Annotated in this window: 15 protein-coding genes; 4 read left to right on the forward strand and 11 right to left on the reverse strand. The window is 65.3% G+C overall.

Annotation, left to right across the window (positions count from 1 at the left end; all coding sequences use genetic code 11):
• Positions 1 to 55 precede the first annotated feature (55 nt).
• From FAZ11_RS15500 to FAZ11_RS15515, 4 genes are all read right to left on the reverse strand, one after another.
• Entirely contained in the window at positions 56 to 811 is a 756-nt protein-coding gene (locus FAZ11_RS15500) for a divergent polysaccharide deacetylase family protein (RefSeq protein WP_420849679.1), read from the reverse strand.
• A 2-nt stretch (positions 812 to 813) separates the two neighbouring features.
• Positions 814 to 2,157 (reverse strand): S41 family peptidase, encoded by a 1,344-nt coding sequence (locus tag FAZ11_RS15505; protein ID WP_058761461.1) that lies wholly within the window; start codon positions 2,155 to 2,157, stop codon positions 814 to 816.
• Between the two features lie 29 nt (positions 2,158 to 2,186).
• Positions 2,187 to 3,470 (reverse strand): murein hydrolase activator EnvC family protein, encoded by a 1,284-nt coding sequence (locus tag FAZ11_RS15510; protein ID WP_058761462.1) that lies wholly within the window; start codon positions 3,468 to 3,470, stop codon positions 2,187 to 2,189.
• Between the two features lie 133 nt (positions 3,471 to 3,603).
• Complete coding sequence (locus FAZ11_RS15515) at positions 3,604 to 4,215, reverse strand: NAD(P)-dependent oxidoreductase (RefSeq protein ID WP_137279404.1); 612 nt, start codon at positions 4,213 to 4,215, stop codon at positions 3,604 to 3,606.
• Between the two features lie 181 nt (positions 4,216 to 4,396).
• On the opposite strand from FAZ11_RS15515, the gene FAZ11_RS15520 reads away from it, so the two are divergent.
• Genes FAZ11_RS15520 through secB form a run of 3 tightly spaced genes read left to right on the forward strand, consistent with a single transcriptional unit; the run spans position 4,397 to position 5,603 of the window.
• Complete coding sequence (locus FAZ11_RS15520; RefSeq protein WP_058761464.1) at positions 4,397 to 4,816, forward strand: rhodanese-like domain-containing protein; 420 nt, start codon at positions 4,397 to 4,399, stop codon at positions 4,814 to 4,816.
• A gap of 40 nt (positions 4,817 to 4,856) precedes the next feature.
• Positions 4,857 to 5,111: a glutaredoxin 3 gene (gene grxC, locus FAZ11_RS15525; protein WP_137279403.1), complete on the forward strand. Its 255-nt coding sequence runs from the start codon at positions 4,857 to 4,859 to the stop codon at positions 5,109 to 5,111.
• 27 nt (positions 5,112 to 5,138) lie between these two features.
• Positions 5,139 to 5,603, forward strand: coding sequence for a protein-export chaperone SecB (gene secB / locus FAZ11_RS15530; protein ID WP_058761466.1), 465 nt, complete (start codon positions 5,139 to 5,141; stop codon positions 5,601 to 5,603).
• A gap of 45 nt (positions 5,604 to 5,648) precedes the next feature.
• On the opposite strand, the gene rarD is transcribed toward secB, so the two are convergent.
• From rarD to FAZ11_RS15545, 3 genes are all read right to left on the reverse strand, one after another.
• Complete coding sequence (rarD, locus tag FAZ11_RS15535; RefSeq protein WP_058794293.1) at positions 5,649 to 6,536, reverse strand: EamA family transporter RarD; 888 nt, start codon at positions 6,534 to 6,536, stop codon at positions 5,649 to 5,651.
• 188 nt (positions 6,537 to 6,724) lie between these two features.
• Positions 6,725 to 9,073, reverse strand: coding sequence for an FdhF/YdeP family oxidoreductase (locus FAZ11_RS15540; protein WP_420849678.1), 2,349 nt, complete (start codon positions 9,071 to 9,073; stop codon positions 6,725 to 6,727).
• A 76-nt stretch (positions 9,074 to 9,149) separates the two neighbouring features.
• Positions 9,150 to 9,617, reverse strand: a complete 468-nt coding sequence (locus FAZ11_RS15545) for a tRNA (cytidine(34)-2'-O)-methyltransferase (protein WP_058761468.1) — start codon at positions 9,615 to 9,617, stop codon at positions 9,150 to 9,152.
• 72 nt (positions 9,618 to 9,689) lie between these two features.
• On the opposite strand from FAZ11_RS15545, the gene FAZ11_RS15550 reads away from it, so the two are divergent.
• Positions 9,690 to 10,247, forward strand: a complete 558-nt coding sequence (locus tag FAZ11_RS15550; protein WP_137279402.1) for a hypothetical protein — start codon at positions 9,690 to 9,692, stop codon at positions 10,245 to 10,247.
• A 1,250-nt stretch (positions 10,248 to 11,497) separates the two neighbouring features.
• Here FAZ11_RS15550 and ntrC read toward each other — a convergent pair.
• The 4 genes from ntrC to FAZ11_RS15570 all read right to left on the reverse strand — a co-directional run bounded on the left by ntrC (position 11,498) and on the right by FAZ11_RS15570 (position 15,333).
• Positions 11,498 to 12,928 (reverse strand): nitrogen regulation protein NR(I), encoded by a 1,431-nt coding sequence (gene ntrC / locus FAZ11_RS15555; RefSeq protein ID WP_058761470.1) that lies wholly within the window; start codon positions 12,926 to 12,928, stop codon positions 11,498 to 11,500.
• 12 nt (positions 12,929 to 12,940) lie between these two features.
• On the reverse strand, positions 12,941 to 14,005 hold the full coding sequence (glnL, locus tag FAZ11_RS15560) for a nitrogen regulation protein NR(II) (protein WP_058761471.1): 1,065 nt from the start codon (positions 14,003 to 14,005) through the stop codon (positions 12,941 to 12,943).
• A gap of 171 nt (positions 14,006 to 14,176) precedes the next feature.
• On the reverse strand, positions 14,177 to 14,815 hold the full coding sequence (locus FAZ11_RS15565; protein WP_058768503.1) for a DUF4124 domain-containing protein: 639 nt from the start codon (positions 14,813 to 14,815) through the stop codon (positions 14,177 to 14,179).
• Entirely contained in the window at positions 14,815 to 15,333 is a 519-nt protein-coding gene (locus FAZ11_RS15570) for a DUF4124 domain-containing protein (RefSeq protein ID WP_058768502.1), read from the reverse strand. The genes FAZ11_RS15565 and FAZ11_RS15570 overlap by 1 nt, the downstream gene beginning before the upstream one ends.
• Between the last annotated feature and the right edge of the window lie 143 nt (positions 15,334 to 15,476).

A 15,476-nucleotide genomic window follows, 5' to 3' on the forward strand; every position in this document is an offset into this window, starting at 1 on the left:
GCCCAGGGACGAAAAGCGACGCCAAAATTGTGTAGATAACTTCTGAAACACCACACTAGCGATAGCGCCCGTCGCGACCATGTGCGGGCATGGCCTGGTTGGCGCGGAGGGCGATCATCTGCGGCAGGTCGATGATCTCCACGCCCTGGGTCTTGAGGCGCGGCAGTTGCTGCGCCAGCACCGCCAGGGTCGCCGGGTAGGGATGACCGATCAGCACGGCGCTGCCCTGGCGCTGCGCCAGGCGCACGCCCTCGGCGAGTTGGGCGGCCACCGCCGCGGGCGTCGCCTCGTTATCGAGGAAAACATCGCGCGAGACGCTGGCCAGGCCGATCTTCTGGGCTTCCGCCGCGGCTACCGTGGCGGCGCTGGTGCGACTGTCGAGAAACAGCAGGTGGCGCTGCTGCAGTACCTGCATCAGCTCGGCCATGGCCGGTCGGTCGGCGGTCATGCGGCTGCCTTCGTGGTTGTTCACCCCATCGGCCTCGGGCACTCGTTCCAGGGCGCGGTCGAGGCGTTGCAGGCGCTCCGCCGACGACATTTCCGGATGCCAGGCATAGGGACCGCCGGCCGGGTCCATGGGCAGGTGCAACAGCACGGTGCGGCCGGCGCGATGCGCCTGGGCAGCGAGTTCGCTGGCGTGTTGGGTCTCGGGAATGATCGCCAGGACCACCGGCGCCGGTAACTCCAGCACCTGGCGATCCCGGGCCGCATTCTGGCCAAGATCGTCGATGACGATGGTCAGGCGCGCGGGTGCCGCCAGGGCCAGGCCGCTAGCCAGCGCGAGCGCCCCGGCCAGCAGCAGCTGTCTCACCCTCACGGCGTATGGGTGACGTTCAGCCCCTTGAGCAGCGACAGGGCTTGGGAGAGCTGGAAGTCATCATCCTGCGGTCGCGGGCTCTGGTTGGGCTTCTTGCTGCCGGTCGGGCGGTCGGCGCCGCCGTTGCCATTGCTCAGGTGGCCGGCGAGATCCGCTTCCTTGAAGTACTCGTCGCCGCCGCTCTCGGGAGTGACCTTGGCCTGGGCGACGGCGATGTCCGGGGTGATGCCCTGTGCCTGGATCGAACGACCGCTGGGCGTGTAGTAGAGCGCCGTGGTGAGCTTGAGCGCGCGGTCGTTGTTCAGCGGCAGCACGGTCTGTACCGAGCCCTTGCCGAAGCTGTCGGTGCCCATGAGGATGGCGCGCTTGTTGTCCTGCAGGGCACCGGCGACGATCTCCGCGGCCGAGGCGCTGCCGCCGTTGATCAAGACCACCAGCGGCACCTTGTCGCTGGGATCGGCGGCGTCGGCGGTGAAGCGCAGCTCGGAATTGGGCAGCCGGCCCTTGGTGTAGACGATCAGGCCGTGGTTGAGGAAGGCGTCGGCCACTTCCACCGCCGATTGCAGGACGCCGCCCGGGTTGTTTCTCAGGTCGAGGATCAGGCCCTTGAGCTTGCCCTTGTTCTCCTGGCGCAGCTTGTTCAGCGCCTTGACCGTCTCTTCGCCGGTGTTGACCTGGAATTGCGAGATGCGGATCAGGCCATAGCCCGGCTCCAGCAGCTGGCTCTTGACGCTGTTGACCTTGATCACCGCCCGCGCGAGTTTGACGTCGAACGGCTGGCCGCCATTGCGCACGATGGTCAGGGTGATGGTGCTGCCCGGCTTGCCGCGCATCTTGTCGACGGCTTCGTTGATGGTCTGGCCCTTGGTCGGCTGGCCATCGATCTTGACGATCAGATCGCCCGGTTGCAGGTGGGCCTTAGCCGCTGGGGTATCGTCGATGGGCGAGACCACCTTGATGAAGCCGTTCTCCTGGCCGACTTCCAGGCCCAGGCCGCCGAATTCACCGCTGGTGGTTTCCTGCAGTTCGGCGAAATCCTTGGGCTCCAGATACGCGGAGTGCGGATCCAGGTTGCTGAGCATGCCCTTGATGGCGTTCTCCAGCAGGACCTTGTCTGAAACCGGCTCCACATAGGCGGCCTTGATGCGGTCGAACACCTCGGCGAAGGTGCGCAGCTCGTCCAGTGGCAGCGGAGCGCTGGCCGGGGCATCGGTGGCGGTGCCCGAGGGGACCGGCGTCACCGCCGCCGGCACGCTCTGCGGCGATTGCGCCTGGACGACTCCAACGCCACCGAACAACAGGGCGAGGACCAGGGCGGTGGGACGAAAGCGATGCGGCATGTGCAGCTCCTAAACCGGGGTGTGTCTCACTATCCCTGAGCACGACACCAGATGACCGGGTCCGTCGGGCGACCCTGTTGGCGGATGGCGAAGTACAAGGCTGAGGCTTCCTGACCGCCGCTGGCGCCGACAGTCGCGATGGCATCCCCGGCCTTGACCACATCACCTGCAGACTTCAGCAGGCTCTGATTATGTCCGTACAGGCTGAGATAGCCATTCCCATGATCGATGATAACCAGTTGGCCGGCGCCTCTTAGCCAGTCGGCGAAGACCACCCGACCGTCGTGTATCGCCTTGACCCGAGTGCCTGCGCTGGCGGCGATCAGCACGCCGTCCCATTTCGCCCGGGGATCGTCGCCGCGCGGGCTGCCGAAGCGCGCCACCAGACGGCCGTCGACCGGCCAGGGCAGCTTGCCGCGGGCATTGGCGAAGGCACCGCCATATGCGGGTGCTGCACTAGACACCGCTATGTCCGGGGCGTTCGAGGGTCGGGCGGCTTTCGTATCGCTTTCCGCCTGGCGCCGCGCTGCATCGCGAGCTTCACGCGCGCGGGCCTCGGCCAGTTGCCGTTGCCGCGCCTCCTCGGCTTCGCGCGCCTGGCGGGCGAGGGTTTCCTCGATGGTCTTGAGCACCTTGTTCAGGGCGGCCTGGTCCTGCTCGCGGGCCTGGATCTCACGGCTCTTGTCGCGGTAATCCTCGTTGATCTTGGCCAGCGCCGTCTGACGTTCCTTGCGCACCTCGACCAGCTCCGCCTGGCGCTTCTCCAGGTCTTCGCGGCGGGCGACCAGATCGCTCTGCTCCTGCTGGATGCCCTGTTCCACCTCGCGCAGCTCGCGCAGGGTGTCGTTGAAGGTGGCGAGTTGATCCAGGCGGGTGCGGTTCAGGTAGTTGTAGTAGGTGAGGGTGCGGCTGACCTTCTCGGGATGTTCCTGATTCAGCAGCAGCTTGAGGTATTCCTGGCGACCGCTCTGGTAGGCGGCGCGAATCTGCACGGCGATCAGCTTCTGTTGTTCAGCGCGGGACTGGTCGAGCTTCTTCTTGCGACCGTCCAGCTCTTGCAGCTTTTTTTCGCCGTTCTCCAGCTGCTTCTGCAGCGAGTCGACCTGCTTTTCCAAATCGCCCAGCTGGGTCTCGGTGCTCTGCAGCTGCTTTTGCACGCCGGATTTCTCGGCCTGCACCTGCTTGAGCACCTTCTGCATCTCCTGGATTTCCTGACGGGTCTGCTCGATCTGCCGCTGGGTATCGGCGCGGTCGTCGGCCAGGGCAGGAGCGAGAACGCTGGCGAGCAGAAGAGAGACGAGAAAACGGCGCATGCGGGGTCGTAGCTTTCCAGGGCGAAGCGCCTAGTATGCCCGTCACATCCGGCAAAAAAAACGCCAAGGTACGCCGTTCGGCGTTCACAGCCCGCCCAGGCGGTCAGGCTGCGAACGAGGGAGCATTTCTCTTTCAGTAGCCGACGGTGAAGCGAGTGCGGTGATGCGCGGGTCGCTCGACTTCGTCGAGCAGGGCCACGGCGAAGTCTTCGTAGGAGATCCGGCTGTCGCCCGCGGCATCGAACAGCAGGGCGTCGCGGCCCAGGCGGAAGTGGCCGGTCCGCTCGCCGGGAAAGAAGACCATCTGCGGGCTGACGAAGACCCAGTCGAGGTCGCTGACCTCCCGCAGTGCCTCCAGGGTGGCGATGCCGGCACCGGCTTCGCTGCGGTATTCCGCCGGGAAGGCCGGCGCATCGAAGAGGCGCGTGCCGTCCGGCAGGCTCAGGCTGGCGGCGCCGCCCACGATCAGCAGGCGCGGGATGCCCGCGGCGCGGGCGAAATCGATGAGCGTCGCCGGGGCGACGTCGGCGAATCTCAGGCTGCTGATCAAGACCTCATGGCCGACGAGGGCCTGGGCAGTGTCACTGTGGGCGACGTCGCCGGTAGCCAGCGTCAGGCCGGTCCGGGGCGCGAGGCGGGCAGGATCGCGCACCAGGGCGGTGACACTATGGCCACGGGCGAGGGCTTCGTCGAGCAGGCGGCTGCCGACATTGCCGGTGGCGCCGAGCAGAGCGATGGAGGTCATGGCGGGATTCCCGATGAATGAAGGAAAGCCAAGCCTAAGCAGACCGCCGCAGGCTTCCAAGGAGGCAGTTTCGCGTGTGCAGGTTACCCGCCGATAACCCGGGGCGGCGAGGGTATGGCGCTACCGGGGGGCTGTGTATACTGGCCGGCATTTTTAGCCCTTCTCGGATAGCTGCTCAATCATGGAATTTCTCGGTCGGGTGGTCGAATTCGCCACCCATCATCCGCTGCTCGTCGCCGCCTTCATCGCCATCGTCGCCCTGATGCTGTTCAACGAAACCCGTCGCGGTGGGCGCAGCCTCTCCACCGGTGAACTCACCGCGCTGCTCAATCGCGAGGAAGGCGTGGTGGTCGACATCCGTTCCAGCAAGGATTTCGCCGCCGGGCATATCGTCGGCGCCCTGAACATCGCTCAGGAGAAAGTCGCCAGCAGCTTGTCTCTACTGGAAAAGCACAAGGCCAAGACCCTGATCGTGGTGGACAGCGCCGGCCAGCAGGCGGGCGCTGTGTGCGGCGATCTGCAGAAGGCCGGCTTTACCGCCGCTCGTCTGAACGGCGGTATCGCCACCTGGCGTGCAGAGAACCTGCCGCTGGTGAAGTGACCCCTAGCGTGGCCGCGTCAGCGGCCACTGGAGACCGCGCATGACCGACGTCGTCATCTATACCAGTGCCTGGTGTCCCTATTGCCATCGTGCCAAGCACCTGCTCGATCGCAAGAACGTGGCCTACCGGGAGATTTCCGTCGATGGCCAACCGGCCCTGCGTAGCGAAATGGCCCGCAAGGCCGGCCGCACCAGCGTGCCGCAGATCTGGATCGGCACGACCCACGTCGGCGGTTGCGATGATCTCTATGCCCTAGACCGAAGCGGACGCCTCGATCCGCTGCTGTCCGTCTGACCAACACTCATCACTCAAGGCCCTACCATGACCGATCAAATCAATGGCGCCCAGGAAGACGGCGCTCAGTTCTCCCTCCAGCGCATCTACATCCGCGACCTGTCCTTCGAGGCCCCCAAGAGCCCCGAGATCTTCCGCCAGGACTGGCAGCCCAACGTCAACCTGGACCTGGCCACTCGCCAGAAGACCCTGGGCGACGACTTCCACGAAGTGGTGCTGACCCTGACCGTGACCGTCAAGAACAAGGAAGAGACCGCCTTCATCGCCGAAGTGCAGCAGGGTGGCATCTTCCTGATCAAGGGCCTGGACGCCGCTTCCATGGCCCACGCCCTGGGCGCCTTCTGCCCCAACATCCTGTTCCCCTACGCCCGCGAGGCGCTGGACAACATGGTGGTGCGTGGCTCCTTCCCGGCGCTGATGCTGCAGCCGGTGAACTTCGACGCCCTGTACGCCCAGGAACTGGCGCGCATGCAAACCGCTGGCGAAGCCTGATCGGCTCCGCTGCGATGACAAACGCCCCTTGCCAGGGGCGTTTTGCTATCTGGCCTTCAGCTTGCGACTGGCGCGCCAGAGATCGAAACTGAATACCGCAAGACCCGCCCAGATGCAGAGGAAGGCGAACAGCCGCTCGCGCGGGAAGGGCTCGCCATAGAGCCAGACCGCCTGGATCAGGACCAGGGTCGGGGCGATGTACTGCAAGAAGCCCAGGGTCGAATAGGGCAGCTTGCGCGCCGCGGCGTTGAAGCACAGCAAGGGGATCAGGGTGATCGGGCCGGCCAGCACGATCAGCAGGCCCAGGGAGGAGTGCCAGACCTCTGCTTGCAGGCTCGCACCCGGGGTCAGCAGCGGCAGCGCGATCAGGGCGACCGGTACCAGCAGCCAGCTTTCCACCACCATGCCCGGCAGGGCGGCCACCGGCGTCTGGCGCCGGACCAGGCCGTAGAAGGCGAAGGTCAGGGCCAGCGCCAGGGAGACCCAGGGCAGTTGCCCCAGGGTCCACAGCTGCTGAGCCACTCCCAGCACCGCCAGGCCCACGGCGAGCCATTGCAGCGGGCGCAGCCGTTCGCCGAGGATCACCAGGGCGAGCAGGATGTTGACCAGCGGATTGATGTAGTAGCCCAGGCTGGCCTCGACCACATGGGCGTTGTTGACCGCCCAGATGTAGACCAGCCAGTTGCTGGCGACCAGCGCGCCGGATAGCGCCAGCCAGGCCAAGCGGCGCGGATGGGCGCGTAGCTCCGCCCACCAGCCACGATGCCGCCAGACCAGCAGCAACAGGGCGCTGAACAGCGCGGACCAGAGGATGCGCTGGAACAGGATCTCGAGGGACGGCAGCGCCGCCAGCAGTTTGAAGAACAGCGGAAACAAGCCCCACAGCCCATAGGCGGTGAGGCCCAGGGCATAGCCCTGGCGCAAGGCAGGCATGAGAAATCCTTAGGCAGACAACGTTCTTGTCCGGCCAGGATAGCTCAAGGTGTCGCCTGCTGTCGGGGCAGGTGAGAAACCTGCCCTATGCTGATAGCGGTCGACCTGGTATCGCCTGGGCTGCTACGGCAGCATCGTCATAACGGCCGCGCAGCGCTTGGCTCAGGCGCGATCAGCGCTGTCCGGCTTCATTGCTGGGCGCCATAACCCTCGGGCTCCACCGGAAAACTGCCGTCGTTCGCCGCGATCAGCTTGTTCAGCCGTACCGGAATGGCCTTGGCGGCCGGGACCTTGCTCTCTTCGGCATGGTGCCAGAGCGGGATCAGGGCGTTGCATTCAGGGTAGTAGCCGCCACAGGCGCCTTCCGGGATGTTGTAGGGCGTGACGCGCAACGGGCCCACCTCACGACGTACGCCATCATCGGCTACCGTCGATACCTGCACCTTGTCGCCTTCGGCCAGGCCCAGGCGTTCGATGTCGTTGCGGTTCATCAGCAGTACCGCCCGGGTCCCCTTCACACCGCGGAAACGGTCGTGGTAGCCGTAGATGGTGGTGTTGAACTGATCATTGCTGCGCAACGTCATCAGGGTCAGGACGTCGCGCCCGGCAGCGGGCATGTCCGGATCTTCTTCCAGGCTGCGCGGGACGCTGAGATTGGCCTTGCCGGTCTCAGTCTTCCACTCGCGCTTGGCGGCCGGCAGCGGGCGATGGAACCCCCCCACCTCCCACATCCGGGCATTGAAGTCGTGGAAGATCTCCGGGAAGGAGAGGGCGATCTCGTCGCGAATCAGGCCGTAGTCGGCGACCCAGGCATCCCAGGTCACCTTGGGGTTATCCGGTAGCGTCGCTTTGGCCAGGCCGGCGACGATGGCCGGCTCCGACAGCAGGTCGCCTTCCGGCGGCTCGGCCACGCCGCGCCAGCCGTGGATGCAGCCGGTGCTGTCCTCGGTGCTGTGGGCCTGTTCCACGCCATTCTGGCGATCGATCTCGGTCCGGCCGAGGCAGGGCAGCAGGTAGGCCTTGTCCGCCGGCACCAGGTGGTTGCGATTGAGCTTGGTGGCGATCTGTACCGATAGCTTCAAGGTCCGCCAGGCTGGCTCCATCAGGCTGGTCTCGGGAATGGCGCGCAGGAAATTGCCGCCCAAGCCGATGAAGGCCTGCACCGAGCCGTCGAGAATGCCCTCGCAGACTTCCACGGTGTTGCGGCCCTTTTCCCGCGGCGGATTGAAGCCGAAGCGCTCGCCGAGCTGGTCCAGCGGAGCCAGCTCCGGTTTCTCGGTGATGCCCACGGTGCGCTGGCCCTGGACATTGGAGTGACCGCGTACCGGGCAGATCCCGGCGCCGGGTTTGCCGATGTTGCCGCGCAAGAGCAGCAGGTTGGCCAGCATCTGGATGCTCTCCACGCCATGCCTGTGCTGGGTCAGGCCCATGCCATAGATGCCGATGACCTTCTGGCAGCGAGCATAGACGGCGGCGGCTGCTTCCAGGGCGTTACGGGTCAAGCCCGACTGGCGCTCCAGCTGTGGCCATTCCTGGCGCTGCAGCCATTCGCAGAAGTCGGCGAAGCCGTGGCAGTGCTCGGCGATGAAGGCATGGTCAAGCACGGCGGGGCGACCCTGCTCACGGGCCTCGTCATCGGCGGCCAAGAGCGCCTTGCACATGCCGGCCAGGGCGGCGATGTCGCCACCCGGTTTGAGTTGGTGGTACTGGGTGCTGATCTGGGTGGAGTGATCGGTGAGCATCTCCACCGGCGACTGCGGATTGACGAAGGTTTCCAGACCGCGTTCGCGCAGGGGATTGAAGGTGATGATGGGCGCACCGCGCTTACGGGCTTCCTGCAGGTCGTGCAGCATCCGCGGGCTGTTGCTGCCCGGATTCTGGCCGAAGAACAACAGGCAATCGGCCTGGTTGAAGTCATTCAAGGTCACGGTGCCCACGGACACGCCGATGCTCTTGGGCAGGGCCACCGAGGTGCTCTCATGGCACATGTTGGAGCTGTCCGGCAGATTGTTGGTGCCGTACAGCCGCGCATAGAGCTGATAGAGGTAGGAGGTCTCCAAGGCCGCGCGACCCGAGGCATAGAAGATCACCGAGTCCGGGTCCAGCGCCTTGAGTTCGGCGCCGATGTCGGCGAAGGCCTCGGCCCAGCTCACCGGCCGATAACGATCACTGGCGGCGTCGTAGCGCAGCGGATGGGTCAGCCGACCGACCTCTTCCAGATCATAGTCGCGCCAGCCCCGCAGCTCGCTCAGCGAATGCTGGGCGAAGAACTCCGGTCCGCATCTCTTGCTGGTCACTTCCCAGGCCGTGGCCTTGGCGCCGTTCTCGCAGAATTCCAGCGGATGGGGCTTGCCCGGCTTGGCCCAGGCGCAGCTCACGCAGGCGAAGCCGCCGTGCTTGTTCTGTTTGGCCAACAGGGCGCCGGACTTGAGCGGCACCCGCTCGCGCAGCACGATTTCGGTCACCGAGCGGGCCGAGCCCCAGCCGCCGGAGGGGGCGTCGTAGCGTTCAACCTTGGGTTTGCCGATCTTGCTCATGGTGCGCCTCACGTGACGGTCTGGCGATGTGCCTGTAGGTCATGGGACGGCGCGTCTGGCGGGAAGGTTCTGGCGGTCAGCCGGGCGGTGCGGCGAAACCCAGTTGGCGCCAGCCTTCGTAGACCGCCACGGCCACGGTGTTGGACAGATTGAGGCTGCGCCGGTTGGGCAACATCGGCAGGCGCAACCGCTGCTCGGGCGGTAGCGACTCGAGCACCTCGGCCGGCAGCCCGCGACTCTCCGGGCCGAACAGCAGGGCATCGCCTGGCGCATAGGCGATCTCGGTGAAGGGATGACTGGCCTTGGTGGTGAAGGCCAGCAGTCGGGGCGGCTGCAAATCTGCTATACAGGCCGCGAGACTGGCGTGGGTCCGCACCGTGGACCACTCGTGATAGTCCAAACCGGCGCGGCGCAATTTCTTGTCGTCCAGCGCGAAGCCCAGCGGCTCGATCAGGTGCAGGCGGCAGCCGGTGATGGCACAGAGGCGAATGACGTTGCCGGTATTGGGCGGAATTTCCGGTTGGTAGAGGATGATGTCGAACATGAAGGGCAGGGCGCCTGGCAAAGCGCCTATGGTACTGCGCCGCCGCCGCGCCGTCGCGAGCGGGGCAGGTCGATGAGCCTCTGGCAACGGCTGGTCGAGCTACTACTGCGCGAACACCGGGCACGCCAGGACGAACTGGCGCGGGTGGAAAACCCGGAATTGCTCAAGGCCGAATGGCGCGTCCAGCGTCGGCGCCTGACGCTCTGGCTGGCCTCGGCAGCGCTGGGCGCCGGGCTTTTCGGAATGATCATCGGCCAGTTGGTGTACCAGCGTAACCACCCCGATCCCTGGTCGGCCGAGGCCCGCCGCCCGGTCATTCTGAGCGTAGAGACCCAGCAGGATCCGTCGCGCTTCGAGCTGCTGATCACCGCAGATCGCTCGTTGTTCTACGAACGCTATCGCCCCGACGGTGCTCTGAGCTTGCGCCTGCCACGTGCACGTTGGGATGGCGGTGAACGCGATGGGCGGGTGGTGCGGTCGGGCGGCAGTTTCTCCTGGACGGTGCGCCAGGATGGCCAGGACCTGAAGGTGCTGCTGGTGGGTGTCGGTGGCGCCCTGCAGGCCAGTGATCGCCTGGTGGAAGAGGGCGAAAACTGGGTGCTGCACGTCGAGGTGCCGCTGGCGCCCTGAAATGCCCTGTTATTAGGCAAAGAGCGCGGCTATGCACCAGAGCTGAACGCGGAATGGCGGTTGGCTGGGCTTGCCGAGGTGGTTCTGGCGTTTGGCTGTGGCTGAGCTTTTTCGCGCAAGAATCGCTCTAGGGCGGGGTTTTGGGCTTTTTCTGGGCAAAAAAAGAGGCCATCACACGGAGTGATGGCCTCAAGAAGAAAAGAGGGGATTCCCCAGCCTGCCTGTACCGAGGTCCCCAAAAGGGTAGTTACCTAGGATATTGCAGGAGGTGTGCCAAGTTTTGGGGTTGGGTGTTTTTGGGACTTTGTAGGTTGGGTTGAGCGCAAGCGAAGCCCAACATTACGTAGCTGCAATCTTGGCTTTATAGGTGCCCGGCTGCTTATTGAGTGCTCTGATGGCTCTTGTTTCGCCCACCCGGGCGAGTCACTTTTGCCAATCGCGGCAAAAGTAACCAAAACCGCTTGCCCCGGACATCCGGCCCTGCGCTGCGCTCCGGGTCCGCTCACGCCAGCGCCGTTCCGGGGTCGGTCCAGATGGGCCGTCCCTGGCCCACTGGACCTCTCGCCGCATCCATGCGGCTCGACCCACTCCACGACACTGGCGTTCGCCCTCCTGAACGGGGCGATTCGCCAGCCTGAAAGTTTCGGTTGAACAACCAAACAGCACGTAGCGTGGACAACGGCGCAGCCTTGTCCAATGTTCAAGACCAAGCTCACTTATGGAAAAGGCCGCCACGCCCTGACACCGCCTTTATCGCGGCCATGGGCCGCTCCTACGGGGTATCCGGCTTCCGTAGGAGCGGCCCATGGCCGCGATAAAGGCAGTGCTCCAAGGGCTTGGGCTTCGGTGGTTGAGGGCTGCCAGTGGGAAACGCTACACGGTTTTCCACGCTACAGATCCGTGAACAACAAATCCTCAGGCTGGCGCCCCGCCCCGTCAGTGAGGCCGAGTGCAGGTGTCGCGGAGGGGGATGCGAGGCAGGACGCCGAGCAAGGCGCGAGGGGCAGGATGCCCCTTCGTGCCGTGCCCCTGGAGCGGCGCCGGAACGAGGGGACCCGGAGCGCAGCGAAGGGCCGAAACGTGGGGCAAGCGGTTTTGGTTACTTTTGTCCGGGGCGCGTAGCCGCGATTGGCAAAAGTGACTCGCCCGGGTGGGCGAAACAAAAACCATCAAAGCACTCAATAAGCAGCTAGGCACCAAGTTAGCCCAGAGCGTTGGGCTTCGCTATCGCTCAGCCCAACCTACAAAAACTAGTCCTCCCCATCCTCATCCGGCCCATCCACCTTCATGCCCAGCTCCTTGATCTTGCGCGTCAGGGTATTACGCCCCCAACCGAGCAGCACGGCGGCATCGCGGCGGCGGCCGGCGGTGTGCTTGAGGGCGGTCTCGATCATGATGCGTTCGAAGGCCGGCACGGCATTGTCCAGCAGGCTGGACTGGCCACGGGTGAGGGCCTGGTCGGCCCATTGCCGCAGGGCCTGTTCCCAGTTGGCGGCGGGGGCGGCGTCCTGGGGTTGGTTGAGCAGCTCGGGTGGCAGGTCGTCGATCAGCACCTCGCGGCTGGAGGCCATCACCGTGATCCAGCGGCAGGTGTTCTCCAGCTGGCGCACGTTGCCCTGCCAGGGCAGGCCCTTCATGTATTCCTCGGTCTCGCCGCGCAGGGTCTTGGGCTCCACGGCCAGTTCCTGGGCCGCGCGGGCGAGGAAGTGGCGGGCGAGGGCGGGAATGTCTTCACGGCGATCGGCCAGCCGCGGGATGTGGATGCGAATGACGTTGAGGCGATGGAACAGGTCCTCGCGGAACTTGCCTTCGCGCACCAGGCCTTCGAGGTTCTGGTGGGTGGCGGCGATGATGCGCACGTCGACCTTGACCGGGGTATGGCCGCCGACACGATAGAACTCGCCATCGGCCAGCACCCGCAGCAGGCGGGTCTGGGTGTCGGCCGGCATGTCGCCGATCTCGTCGAGAAACAGGGTGCCACCATCGGCCTGCTCGAAGCGGCCACGGCGCTGGGCCGCGGCGCCGGTGAAGGCGCCCTTTTCATGACCGAACAGCTCGGATTCCATCAGGTCCTTGGGAATGGCGGCCATGTTCAGGGCGATGAAGGGCGCCGCGGCGCGCGGGCTGTGGCGGTGCAGCGCGTGGGCGACCAGTTCCTTGCCGGTACCGGATTCGCCGTTGATCAGTACGGTGATGTTGGAATGCGAGAGCCGGCCGATGGCGCGGAACACCTCCTGCATCGCCGGCGCCTCGCCGATGATCTCGGGGGTGCGGGTCAGGTGCGCCGGCTCGGCGAAGCCCTGCTGCTCCTGGGCGTGTTGCCCGGCGCGCTTGACCAGGGCCACGGCCTCGTCGACGTCGAAGGGCTTGGGCAGGTATTCGAAGGCACCGCCCTGGTAGGAAGCCACGGCGCTGTCCAGGTCGGAATGGGCGGTCATGATGATGACCGGCAGACGCGGATGCATTTCCCGGATGCGCGACAGCAGGTCCAGGCCGCTGGTGCCGGGCATGCGGATGTCCGAAATCACCACGTCCGGCTGTTGGCGGCCGAGGCGGGTCATGACGCTGTCGGCGCTGTCGAAGGCGACGGTGGTCATGCCTTCTTGTTGCAGGGCTTTTTCCAGGACCCAGCGGATGGAACGGTCGTCGTCGACGATCCAGACGGTCTCCGAACGGCTCATGCGTGCTCCTCGTTATTCCAGCGGCAGGAAGATGCTGAAGGCGGTGTGGCCCGGATGGCTTTCACACTCGATCAGCCCCTGGTGCTGGGTGATGATGTTCTGGGTGATGGCGAGCCCCAGGCCGGTGCCGTCGGGGCGACCGCTGACCATGGGATAGAAGATGGTTTCCTGCAGGTCCGGGGGGATGCCCGGACCGTTGTCGGTGATCTCCACCTTGCACACCAGGCGATGGCGATGGTGGCCGATGGTGAACTGGCGCAGGGTGCGGGTTCTCAGCGTCACCCGGCCCAGGCGCAATTCGTTCTGCTGGGAGATGGCCTGCATGGCGTTGCGCACGATGTTGAGCACCGCCTGGATCATCTGTTCGCGATCGATCATCAGGTCGGGAATGCTCGGGTCGTAGTCACGCACCAGGTTGATCAACCCCTGGCTTTCCGCTTCCACCAGGCTGCAGACCCGTTCCAGCACCTCGTGCACGTTGGTGATGGCCAGCTTCGGCAGCTTGTTGGAGCCGAGCATCCGATCGACCAGATTCCGCAGGCGATCCGCTTCCTCGATGATGACGTTGGTGTAGTCCTTGAGGGATTCCTCGGGCAGTTCGCGGGCCAGCAACTGGGCGGCGCCACGAATGCCGCCCAGGGGATTCTTGATCTCGTGGGCCAGGCCGCGTACCAGGAGCTTGGTGGTCTCCTGCTTGGAGAGCTGGGCCTCTTCCTTGGTGATGCGCAGCAGGCGGTCGCGCGGATGGACCTCCAGCAGCAGCAGGGTGTTGTGCCGGTCCAGGATGGGCGTCACCGCATAGTCCACCGTCAGGCTGTTGCCCGAGGTGGAGACCAGCAAGGCTTCGCGCTTGGTGAAGGGATGGGCATGGTCCACCGCCTGGCGTAGCGCCTGCAGGGCTTCGGGCGATTCGGTGAAGAGTTCGCTGATGAATTGACCGTGACTGCGCTGACCGCTGATGGCCAACAGCATCTCGGCTGCCGGATTCATGTACTCCAGCCGCAACTCCGCATCCAGCAGAATGACCGCGGTCGTGAGGTTGTCGAGCAGGAGTCGGTGGATGACGTCGGTAGGCATGGGAGGCCACAGCGCTATAGGGACGATAGGAAAATGCAAGAAGCAAACCAAGACGCCCCGAGTTAGGGCAGATCGCTGTAACGTGCACTAACAGCCGTCGCGCGGTTCGGCGGACCGTCCTGGATTTGTATCAAGATGGTGCGTAGTTGAAAAGCGCACCAGTGTGGTGCGCTAAAGGAAGGGCAGCCAGGATTTCTTGGCTTCGGGCGGCTTCATGTCGAGTGGACATTCCGGCCTTTTGCCCCAATCCGCCGCTGCGCACGGATGGGCGCGGCGCTTCTGCTCCAGCGAGGGGCGGCGCAGATGGAAGGGCTGGGCCGGGGTGCGTTCCAGCACGTTACCATCGGCTGCGAGAATTTCCGCCACCAACTGATGGGTGCCGCGGTCCAGGCCATCCAGCGGGAAGACCGGGCTGCGGCCGACACCGGCTTCCTTGTCATCCAGCAGCAGTCGATAGCTGTGGCCCGGTTGCAACTCCGGCTCACTGACCAGGCTGACGATGAGTTGCCCTTGCTGATCGATCACCGTGGCATCCGGCTCTGGCACCAGGATGCGCAGCATCTGGTAGCGGAAGGGTGCTGCCTTGGGTGTCTTCGCCACTGGCGTGGTCGGCGTCGGACTCAGCTTGCGGGTCGGCTGGCCCTGCTGGTTGAGGTTGTTGGTGGTGTTCACCGGGACCTTGGTGGCCTTGACGCCCTTGGGCGGCTGATCGGTATAGACGCGATTGCCGTCCTTGTCGACGTAGCTGTAGACCGCCGCCTGGGCGGGCGTCAGGACACAGAGCAGCAACAGCAACGCAACGAGGCGCATCAGCGGGCCGGACTGTTGACGCTGATGCGCTGCACGGTGACCGTCTTCTCGGCACTGGTCTGGATCACCTCGCCCGTGCCTGACAGGACCTGGGCGGCGAAGCGGTGCTCGCCACGCTCCAGGTTGGTCACGCCGAAGCGGGTACTCTGGCCGGGGCTGCCATAGGGTTGGCCATCCACCAGCAACTGCAGGCTCTGGCCTGCCTTCAGTGCCGGTTCCAGGGAGACACCCACGGCAAAGGTGCCATTGTTGGCGCGGATGGCCTCGTCGTTGGGCAGATTCACCTCCAGACGGCTGAAGGCCGGTCCCGCGGGCGTCGCAGCTGCGGGGGCGCTCGGGATGCTTGGCGCCGGCTGGGGATTGCCCACGGTGTTGGTGGGCGGCACCTGCACCGGTGTGGCATTGGCCGAGGGTTGGTCGCTGAACACCGTATTGCCTTCGGCATCGACCGACTTGTAGATCGCGGCCTGGGCAGAGCAGGCGAGGCAGAGCAGACAGCAGGCGAGCAGGCGAGGCATGGCGGAATCTCGGCCGGGCGATGAGGGGCAAGGGTAGCAGGCGCGCCGCGCGCTCCGGTAGGCAACTGATCGTCTGCCGCACGCTACGGAGCGCCGCTGCTTTTCTGGGCGCAATGAAAAGGCCTCCCGAAGGAGGCCTTTTC

Origin of the sequence: Pseudomonas rhizoryzae (assembly GCF_005250615.1) — a bacterium.
GTDB classification, from domain to species: domain Bacteria; phylum Pseudomonadota; class Gammaproteobacteria; order Pseudomonadales; family Pseudomonadaceae; genus Chryseomonas; species Chryseomonas rhizoryzae.